The organism is Curtobacterium sp. MCPF17_046, assembly GCF_003224295.1.
Taxonomy (GTDB): domain Bacteria; phylum Actinomycetota; class Actinomycetes; order Actinomycetales; family Microbacteriaceae; genus Curtobacterium.
Genome location: NZ_QKLB01000025.1, coordinates 18272 through 27299 on the forward strand (window position 1 = coordinate 18272; position 9028 = coordinate 27299).

Sequence of the window (9028 nt, forward strand, 5' to 3'; positions counted from 1 at the left end):
GAGCACGATGGGGCCATGAGCCAGCTCGACAAGCAGGACCCCCGGGAGCAGTACGCCCGTCCGCCGTTCCCCGCGCAGACGCAACAGGGGTCCGGCCGCGCAGCGGACCTCGACCCGCCCGCCGACCACGGCGAGACGAGCTACCAGGGCACCGGGCGGATGCGCGGGTACCGCGTGCTCGTGACCGGGGCGGACTCGGGCATCGGTCGGGCCGCGGCGATCGCGATGGCGAAGGAGGGGGCGGACGTCGCCCTGAACGCCCTGCCCGAGGAGATCGAGGACCTGACCGAGGTGCGGGACGTCATCGCCGACCTCGGTCGCACGGCGGTGATGCTCCCGGGCGACCTGACCGACGAACCGTTCTGCGACGAACTCGTGCGGACTGCGGTCGACCTGCTCGGCGGACTCGACGCGCTGGTGCTCGTCGCCGGGTACCAGAAGGTGCACGAGGACATCACGGAGCAGACCACCGAGGACTTCGACCGGACGATGAAGGTGAACCTTTACTCACTGTTCTGGCTGACCCGGGCTGCGGTGCCGCACATGGCACCCGGCAGCGCGATCGTCACGACGAGTTCGGTGTCGGCGTACCTGCCCCAGGACCGGATGATCGACTACGCGGCGACGAAGGCCGCCATCATCACGTACACGAACGGGCTCGCCCGCCAGCTGGCGTCGAAGGGCATCCGGGCGAACACGGTCGTCCCCGGCCCGGTGTGGACCCCGCTGCAGCCGATCAGCTACCCCGGGGACGAGATCGCCGCCTACGGACAGGACACCCCGCTCGGCAGGCCCGCACAACCGGTCGAGCTCGCCGGTGCGTACGTGTACCTCGCCGGCCCGGAGTCGTCGTACACGTCGGGCACGACGCTCACGGTCGGCGGTGCGACCGGGGTCGCCCTGTGAGCCCGGTGACGAAGAAGACGACGGTGCAGGTCGGGGACCGTCGTCTGGCGCTGACGAACCTCGACAAGGTGCTCTACCCGGAGACCGGCACGACCAAGGGGCGGGTCATCGAGTACTACGAGCGCATCGCGCCGTGGATGATACCGCACGTCACCGGCCGCCCGATGACCCGGAAGCGGTGGGCGAACGGCGTCGACGGCAAGGTCTTCTTCGAGAAGAACCTGCCCGACTCGGCCCCGGACTGGATCCGGCACCACACGATCTCGCACGAGCACCACGACGTCGAGTACCCGGTGGTGGACGAGATGCCGACGCTGGTGTGGACGGCGCAGCAGGCCGCGCTCGAGCTGCACGTGCCGCAGTGGCGGTTCGGTCCGCGCGGCGGGCACCAGAACCCGGACCGGCTCGTCCTCGACCTGGACCCGGGTGAGGGCGTCGGGCTGCCGGAGTGCGTCGAGGTGGCGCTGGCCGCCCGGGCGGTGCTGCAGGGGATGGGACTCGAGCCGTACCCGGTGACCTCCGGGTCGAAGGGCATCCACCTGTACGCGGCACTCGACGGGAAGGCGACGGCCCAGCAGGTGTCGGACGTGGCGCACGAACTGGCGCGGGCGCTGGAGCAGGACATGCCGGACCTGGTCCTGTCGTCGATGAGCCGCGCGGAGCGGGCCGGCAAGGTGTTCGTGGACTGGTCGCAGAACAACGGCAACAAGACGACGATCGCGCCGTACTCCCTGCGCGGCCGGTCACTGCCGACGGTCGCTGCTCCCCGGACGTGGGAGGAGTTGACCGAGCCTGGCCTGGCACACCTGACGCTGGACGAGGTCCTCGAGCGGGTGCCGGTGCTCGGTGACCTGCTGCACCCGGTCGCCGCGGCGTCCCTCGGGGTCGGACGAGCCGATGCCGGGCACTGGGACGGTGCGCGCACGGAGGCGGTGAACGAGCGCGAGCGGCAGGAACGGCAGGAGCTGCAGGACCGCCTGTCGACGTACCGGGCCAAGCGGGACGCGTCCAGGACCCCGGAACCGGTGCCGCAGGCGTCGCCGACCGTCCGGACCGACGGGAAGCCGACGTTCGTCATCCAGGAGCACCACGCGACCCGGAACCACCACGACTTCCGCCTGGAGCACGACGGCGTGCTGGTGAGCTGGGCGCTCCCGAAGGGGGAGCCGACCGACCCGGGCGCGAACCACCTGGCCGTGCAGACCGAGGACCACCCGCTGGAGTACGGCGGCTTCGAGGGCGTCATCCCCGCCGGCGAGTACGGCGGGGGCACGGTCACGATCTGGGACGACGGGACGTACGAGCTCGAGAAGTGGCGCGAGGGCGAAGAGGTCATCGTCACGCTGCACGGACGGACGAACGGCGTCCGACGGCTCGCGCTCCTGCACACCCGGGGGCGCGGTCGCGGTGGTGACGAGAAGAACTGGCTCATCCACCGCACGAAGGACCAGCCCGACCAGGGCGCGGTGACGGACGGGGCGGACGCCGGGAGGGCCTCCCGGCCGAGCGCCGCGGGCCGTGAACGGATCGACCGGGCGGCGTCCGCGTCCACGGAACCGGCCGAGCGCCGCACCATGCAGGCGTCGCTGCAGAAGGGCGAGCCGGTACTCGACCCGCGCCAGTGGGCGTTCGAGATGAAGTGGGACGGGGTCCGGGCGCTGGCGACCGTCCGCGACGGCGCCGTCCGCCTGCTCAGTCGGAACGGCAACGACCTCACCGACCAGTACCCGGAGCTGCAGGAACTCGGGGAGCGGGCCGGGGTCGACGGCGTGTTCGACGGCGAGGTCGTGGCGCTCGACGACCACGGACGGCCGTCCTTCCAGCTGCTGCAGAACCGGATGGGACTGACGAAGCCGCGCGAGGTGGCCGCCGCACAGGCCAGCACCCCGGTGCGCTTGTTCCTGTTCGACGTGCTCGAGGCGGACGGCCACGAGCTCACCCGGCTCGGCTACACCGCCAGGCGCGAGGCGCTGACGACCGTGGTCGAGCCCGGAGGCGCGATCGACGTGCCGCCGGCGTTCGACGGAGACCTTCCGGCGGCGATGTCCGCGTCGCGGGAGCGCGGGCTCGAAGGAGTCGTCGCGAAGAAGCGCTCCTCGCGGTACGTCGAGGGGCGGCGGTCCGAGTCGTGGCTGAAGCTGAAGCACCACGCCACGCAGGAGGTGGTCGTCGGTGGCTGGAAGCCCGGGGCCGGACGGCGAGCAGGGGGCATCGGCTCGCTGCTGCTCGGGATCCCCGGCGACGACGGCCTGGTGTACGTGGGCAAGGTCGGCACCGGGTTCCGCGACCGGGACCTCGACGAGATCGGCGCGCTGCTCGACGGGCTGGAGCGGGATGCGTCGCCGTTCGTCGACGTGCCCCGGCCGGACGCGCGCGATGCGCACTGGGTCGCCGCCGAGCGGGTGGCGGAGGTCGAGTTCGCGGAGTGGACGGGCGACGGACGGCTGCGTCAGCCGTCGTGGCGGGGCTGGCGCAGTGACAAGTCCCCGGAGGACGTCGTCCGCGAGGTCCCCGAGGAGGTCGTGCCCGACTGAGCCGGTCCGGAATCCGCATGCACGAGCATGAGGTCCGCCGGGGGCGAACTTCCGTCCCCCGTTGTCCACGGCAGCGGGGGACGATCTCGGCACGACCGCCTGCTGCCGCGAGCGTGGCTGTTACGGTCCTCGAGACGGAAGGACGCGACATGGACGCGAGCAAGTACCTGCCGCCGTTCACGCAGGGTCAGCGCGGTGACGCGACGCAGGACCCGCGTGGCGAGCAGGACGCCGCCGGGGGCGCGGCCGTCGGCGGACGACACGACGACCGGCAGATGGTGGACGCGGGCAGCGTCACCGACCCGGAAGCGACCTACGCCGACTTCCTCGGCGACCAGGTCGACGACTGAGCCGACCGCGCGAGACCGGCCCACGATCCGGTCGAGCTGACCGCGTCAGACGGAGCTGACCGGCGTCAGGCCGAGCGGATCGCGTCAGGCTGCGGGTGCGGGCCCGTCCGCGGCGGCGCTGCCCGACTCCAGCGGCAGGTCCTCCTCGGCTGCGGCACGCTCGTCCGCCTCACCGGCGTCCGCCGCGGCGGCCTTCGCCTCGTCGATGGCCTCCTGCGAGGCACGCAGCGCTTCGTCGTTCCCGGGGTGTGCCTGATCAGTCATGTCCGACACGCTACGCGGACGTCGCTGGACCGGTTCGGCGGCGCAGGACCCCGTCCGGCACGACCGGCGGCCGTGGCTGGTCGAAGTCGACGGCCGAGGTCGGCGCGACCGAGGTCGGCATCGCCGGTGCGGGCGGCGCACCCTGGGCATCGGCCGCGTCGAGCACGGCACGGGTCGCCGCTGCAGCGATCCGCAGGGCGTCCTGCAGGGGCCTCGCCCGGAGCGCCGGGGTCCTGACCTCCACGCCCCACGGCTCGGCGAACCCCAGGCCGCGGACCGTGCGGACCAACCCGGGCAGGTCCCACGCACCGGAACCGGGCAGGTAGCGGCCGTCCCGCGACTCGTCGGCGAGCGTCATCCCGTTCGGGGTGTGCAGCAGTCCGTCGCTGAGCTCGACCGCAGCGAGGGCGGACGGCGCCACGCCCTGCGCGATCGAGGCCAGGGTCGACCCACCGCGCAGCGCGTGCATCGCGTCGAGCACCAGCCCGCCGTTCGGATGGCCCGCCACCACGAACCGCGAGGCACGCTCGACGGTCGCCAGGTTCGACCACGGCTCCGGCTCGAGCACCAGGCGGGCGCCGACGCCCTCGGCCTGCACCGCGAGGTGGTTCCACGCCTCGCCCATCACCGCCGGTGACGCCCCGGGAACCGAGTGGTCCGCCCGCACGACGACCTGCCAGGCGGCCAGGGTCGCCGCCGCTTCGAGCAGGACGCCGCGGTCGGCCTCCTGGTCGTCCCGGCCCGGTGTCGACCACCAGTCGCCGAGGGTGCCGAGCTGGACCCAGACAACGCCGGCGTCGTCGAGCATCCGGCGCAGGTCCGCGAAGCCGGTCGTGGCGCGGACCTCGTGCAGGTCGTCGAGCGCGAGGGCGAGCCCCGCGAAGCCGGCGTCGGCTACCGCGCGGACACGCTCCCGCACCGGTTCACGCCCGGCCCACGTCCACGACGTGGCGAGCAGGTCGTGTTCCTCCACAGGACCACCTCCATGATCCGGACACGCTCGGCTGCCCCGTTGCAGCTGCTGCACGTCCTGTCTGCGGATCGCTGCCGTACCCCTCGCAGCGTTCGGGGTCCGGTGTACGCCGGGCGCCTCGGAGTCCTCCCAGGACGGCCGGCGTCCGGACCGAGCCGGGAGGGGCCGCGTCAGACGACGTGCGTCTCCACGACCCCGACACCGGCGACCGCCCCGCGCAGCACCGACCCGCGCGCCACCGGCCCGACGCCCTCGGGGGTGCCGGTGAAGAGCAGGTCGCCGGGCGCGAGCGCGACGGCACGGGACAGCGCGGCGATCGTCTCGGCGACGCTCCAGATCTGCTCCGCCAGGTCACCCGACTGCCGCAGGACCCCGTCGACGTGCAGGGTGACGGCCCCGGACGTCGGATCGACACCGGCTGCGGGGACGATCGCGCCGATCGGCGCGGAGTGGTCGAACCCCTTCGCCAGGTCCCACGGACGCCCGAGTCGCTTCGCCTCGGCCTGCAGGTCCCGGCGGGTGAGGTCGATGCCGACCGCGTACCCCCAGACGAGTCCGAGCGCGTCGGCGACGGACACGTCCCGGCCACCCCTACCGAGGGCGACGACGAGTTCGACCTCGTACTCCAGTCGGGCGGTCAGGGTCGGGTACGGGGAGTCGGCGCCGTCCGTCACGAGCGCGTCTGCCGGCTTGCCGAAGAAGAACGGCGGCTCGCGGTCCGGGTCGTGGCCCATCTCGCGCGCGTGCGCTGCGTAGTTGCGTCCGACGCAGTACACGCGACGGACCGGGAACCGGCCACCGGAGCTTGTGGGAACGGTCGGGAGGCCCGGCGCCGGGACGACGAGGTCGGTCACGCGTCCAGCGTGGCGGGCCGCGCCGGGAACACGAAGCGGTTCATCGCCCAGTAGCGGAAGACCATCGCGATGAGCGTGCCGATCACGGGGCCGCTGATGAAGTCGGCGAGTTCCTGCCCGGCGAGCGACACGTTCGGCACTTCCAGGCCGAGGACGTAGCGGGAGATCCAGAGCGGTGCCGAGTTGAGGCCGACGCCGATCACGCTGACGATGACGAACAGCAGGACCTCGTGGCCGGTGTGCAGCTCGCCACGGTCACCGAAGGACCACTTCTTGTTGAGGAAGTAGGACACGACCGTCGCGACGATGATGCCGATCGCCAGGGCCGTCACCGGGTGCTGCGGGATGACGAAGAACTTCAGCCCGTAGTTGATGCCCATCGTGATGACGAAACCGAGACCACCGACGACCAGGAACCGGAGCGCGGGGTGCTCGACGAGCGACCGGACAGAGAACGACTGCACCGGCCAACCCTAGACCGGCCGGCCGGACGCCCGCCGACCGGCACGCGTTCCGGACCGGCCGTCCGGTCAACGACCGGGAGCGGCCCCCTCGGTCTCGCCCTGTCCCGGGTCGCCACCCGTGCCGCCGTCCGAGGCCCCGTCCTGCGGCCAGCCGGTGAACTCCCATCCGGCGACCGCCTCGTGGTCCTCGCCGTTCGTGTAGGCGAACTCCCGGGCTGCGGCGCGTGCGTCGGTGAGGGCCGTCAGCAGGTCGTCGAACCGGTCGGACCCGTCGGCGACGCGGGTGAGCGCGTCGTGCGCGAGGGCGTACCGGTCCATCTCGTTCCGCATGAGCATGTCGAAGGGCGAGGTGGTGGTGCCCTGCTCGAGGAACCCGTGCACGTGCAGGTCGTCGTGCCCGTGCCGGCGGTAGGTCAGGTTGTGCACGAGCGAGGGGTAGCCGTGGAAGGCGAAGACCGCGGGCGTGCCGGGCAGGAAGACCTCGTCGTAGCGCTCGTCCGACGCCGGGTGGTCGTGCTTGCGCGGGTCGCCGATCGACAGCAGGTCGACGACGTTGACCACGCGGACGCCGACGTCGGGCGCGTGCTTCCGGATGATGTCGGCGGCGGCGATCGTCTCGACGGTCGGGACGTCGCCGGCGCTGACGAGCACGACGTCGGCGTGGCCCACGGTCTGCTCCGTGCCGGCCCAGTCCCAGACACCGAAGCCGGCCTCCGCATGGGCGACGGCGTCCTCGAGGGACAGGAACACCGGCTCGGGGTGCTTGCCGGCGACGATGACCTCGATGCGGTCCGTCGTCTCGAACGCGTGCGCGGCGACGGCGAGCAGCGTGTTCGCGTCGGCGGGCAACTTGATCCGGACCAGGTCCTGCTGCTTGGACGCCACGACGTCGAGGAAGCCGGGGTCCTGGTGCGAGAACCCGTTGTGGTCCTGCCGCCACACGTGCGACGACAGCAGGATCGTCAGGTTCGACACCGGTGCGCGCCAGTCGATGTCCGTCGAGGACTCGAGCCACTTGGCGTACTGACCGACCATCGAGTCGACGATGTGCGCGAACGCCTCGTACGTGTTGAACACCCCGTGGCGTCCGCTCAGCACGTACCCCTCGAGCATCCCCTCGAGCAGGTGTTCGGACAGCACCTCGATGACGCGACCGCGGGCTGCCATGTGCTCGTCACCGGCCTCCCGTCGGGCACGCCAGACCCGGCTCGTGACGTCGAAGACCGCGTCGAGCTTGTTCGAGATCGTCTCGTCCGGGCCGAACAGCCGGAACGAGTTCGGGTTCCGCTGCGTGAGGGCGGCGAGCCACGGCCCGAGGGTGCCCGTGGCGGACGCGTCCTCGCCGACGGGCACGGCGAACTCCTCGAGGCCCGGGCGGTCGAGGGCCGTCCGGATCCGGCCGCCGTTGGCGTGCGGGGTGGCGCTCATCCGGGTCTCGCCGGCGGGACGGATCGTCTCGAGGATGCCGATCGGCCGGGCGTCCTGGTCGAACAGCTCCTCCGGCCGGTAGGAGCGCAGCCACTCCTCGAGCTGCCGGCGGTGACCCTCGTCGTCGCGGACGTTCGGCAGCGGGACCTGGTGCGCGCGGAAGGTGCCCTCGACCTGCTCGCCGTCGACGACCTTCGGTCCGGTCCAGCCCTTCGGGGTCCGGAGCACGATCATCGGCCAGCGCGGGCGGAGGTCCGCCGCCCCGGCCATCTCGCCGGCGGCGGCTCGGGCGGCCTGCGCGCGGGCGGCGGCCTGGATGTCGTCGATCGTCGCGAGTGCCCGGCGGAGCGCCCCGTCGAACAGGGCGTGCACGGCGAACGGGTCGTGGTCCACCCGGCCGGAGTCGACCACGATCGGCTCGTAGCCGAGTCCGCGGAAGTACGCCTGCAGGTCCTCGTCGGGGATCCGCGCGAGGACGGTCGGGTTCGCGATCTTGTACCCGTTCAGGTTCAGGATCGGCAGGACCGCGCCGTCCGACACCGGGTCGAGGAACGTGTGCGCCTGCCAGGACGCCGACAGCGGACCCGTCTCGGCCTCGCCGTCGCCCACGACGCAGGCGACGACCAGGTCGGGGTTGTCGAACGCGGCGCCGTACGCGTGCGCGAGGGAGTAGCCGAGCTCACCGCCCTCGTTGATCGACCCCGGGGTCTCCGGCGCCGCGTGCGAGGGGATGCCGCCGGGGAACGAGAACTGGCGGAAGAACCGCTGGAGCCCGGCCGTGTCGGGCGTGATGTCGGGGTAGAGCTCGTTCCACGTGCCGTCGAGCCACGCGTTCGCGTTCATCGCGGGACCGCCGTGGCCGGGACCGCAGATGTAGAGCACGTCGCGGTCGGTCTCGCTGATGACCGCGTTGAGGTGCGCGTACACGAGGTTCAGCGCCGGCGACGTCCCCCAGTGCCCGAGCAGCCGCGGCTTGATGTCCGAGGGCTCCAGCGGCCGCTCCAGCAGTGGGTCGTCGAGCAGGTAGATCTGCCCGACGGTGAGGTAGTTCGCGGCGCGCCACCAGGCGTCGATCGCGCGGATGCGGTCGGTGGACGAGTGCGACGTGGGCATGCCCCACACGCTACGAGAGAGCCGATCCGGGAAATCCAGAAAACCCTCCAATCCGATCGGCGCAGGGTGCCGAATCACTGTCACAAGCCGGGAACGGCCCGCAAGCGCTCACCAGCCGCACATCGCTGGTTCTCCACCCCTT

The 9028-nt window shown here is 72.2% G+C and carries 8 protein-coding genes; 3 read left to right on the top strand and 5 right to left on the bottom strand.

Annotation, left to right across the window (positions count from 1 at the left end):
- Window positions 1-15 precede the first annotated feature (15 nt).
- The 3 genes from DEJ32_RS15600 (at window position 16) to DEJ32_RS15610 (ending at window position 3790) form a co-directional block, all read left to right on the top strand.
- A complete protein-coding gene (locus DEJ32_RS15600; protein ID WP_110901954.1) occupies window positions 16-906 on the top strand; it encodes an SDR family oxidoreductase in 891 nt (296 codons plus the stop codon).
- The gene (locus tag DEJ32_RS15605; RefSeq protein ID WP_110901955.1) at window positions 903-3440 is read left to right on the top strand and encodes an ATP-dependent DNA ligase; all 2538 of its coding nucleotides are present in this window, start codon (window positions 903-905) and stop codon (window positions 3438-3440) included. Before DEJ32_RS15600 ends, DEJ32_RS15605 begins: the two co-directional genes overlap by 4 nt.
- A 149-nt stretch (window positions 3441-3589) precedes the next feature.
- The gene (locus tag DEJ32_RS15610) at window positions 3590-3790 is read left to right on the top strand and encodes a hypothetical protein (RefSeq protein WP_110891476.1); all 201 of its coding nucleotides are present in this window, start codon (window positions 3590-3592) and stop codon (window positions 3788-3790) included.
- Window positions 3791-3874: 84 nt separating this feature from the next.
- On the opposite strand, the gene DEJ32_RS15615 is transcribed toward DEJ32_RS15610, so the two are convergent.
- The 5 genes from DEJ32_RS15615 to DEJ32_RS15635 form a co-directional block, all read right to left on the bottom strand.
- On the bottom strand, window positions 3875-4054 hold the full coding sequence (locus tag DEJ32_RS15615; protein WP_146234194.1) for a hypothetical protein: 180 nt from the start codon (window positions 4052-4054) through the stop codon (window positions 3875-3877).
- A gap of 10 nt (window positions 4055-4064) precedes the next feature.
- Window positions 4065-5027 carry a sugar phosphate isomerase/epimerase gene (locus DEJ32_RS15620; protein WP_146236389.1) on the bottom strand — a complete coding sequence of 321 codons (963 nt, stop codon included), beginning with the start codon at window positions 5025-5027 and terminating at the stop codon, window positions 4065-4067.
- A gap of 170 nt (window positions 5028-5197) precedes the next feature.
- Window positions 5198-5881, bottom strand: a complete 684-nt coding sequence (locus DEJ32_RS15625; protein ID WP_110901957.1) for a fumarylacetoacetate hydrolase family protein — start codon at window positions 5879-5881, stop codon at window positions 5198-5200.
- Window positions 5878-6345 (bottom strand): GtrA family protein, encoded by a 468-nt coding sequence (locus DEJ32_RS15630; protein ID WP_220032730.1) that lies wholly within the window; start codon window positions 6343-6345, stop codon window positions 5878-5880. Before DEJ32_RS15630 ends, DEJ32_RS15625 begins: the two co-directional genes overlap by 4 nt.
- A 66-nt stretch (window positions 6346-6411) precedes the next feature.
- Window positions 6412-8886 carry a phosphoketolase gene (locus tag DEJ32_RS15635; protein WP_110901958.1) on the bottom strand — a complete coding sequence of 825 codons (2475 nt, stop codon included), beginning with the start codon at window positions 8884-8886 and terminating at the stop codon, window positions 6412-6414.
- Window positions 8887-9028 lie beyond the last annotated feature (142 nt).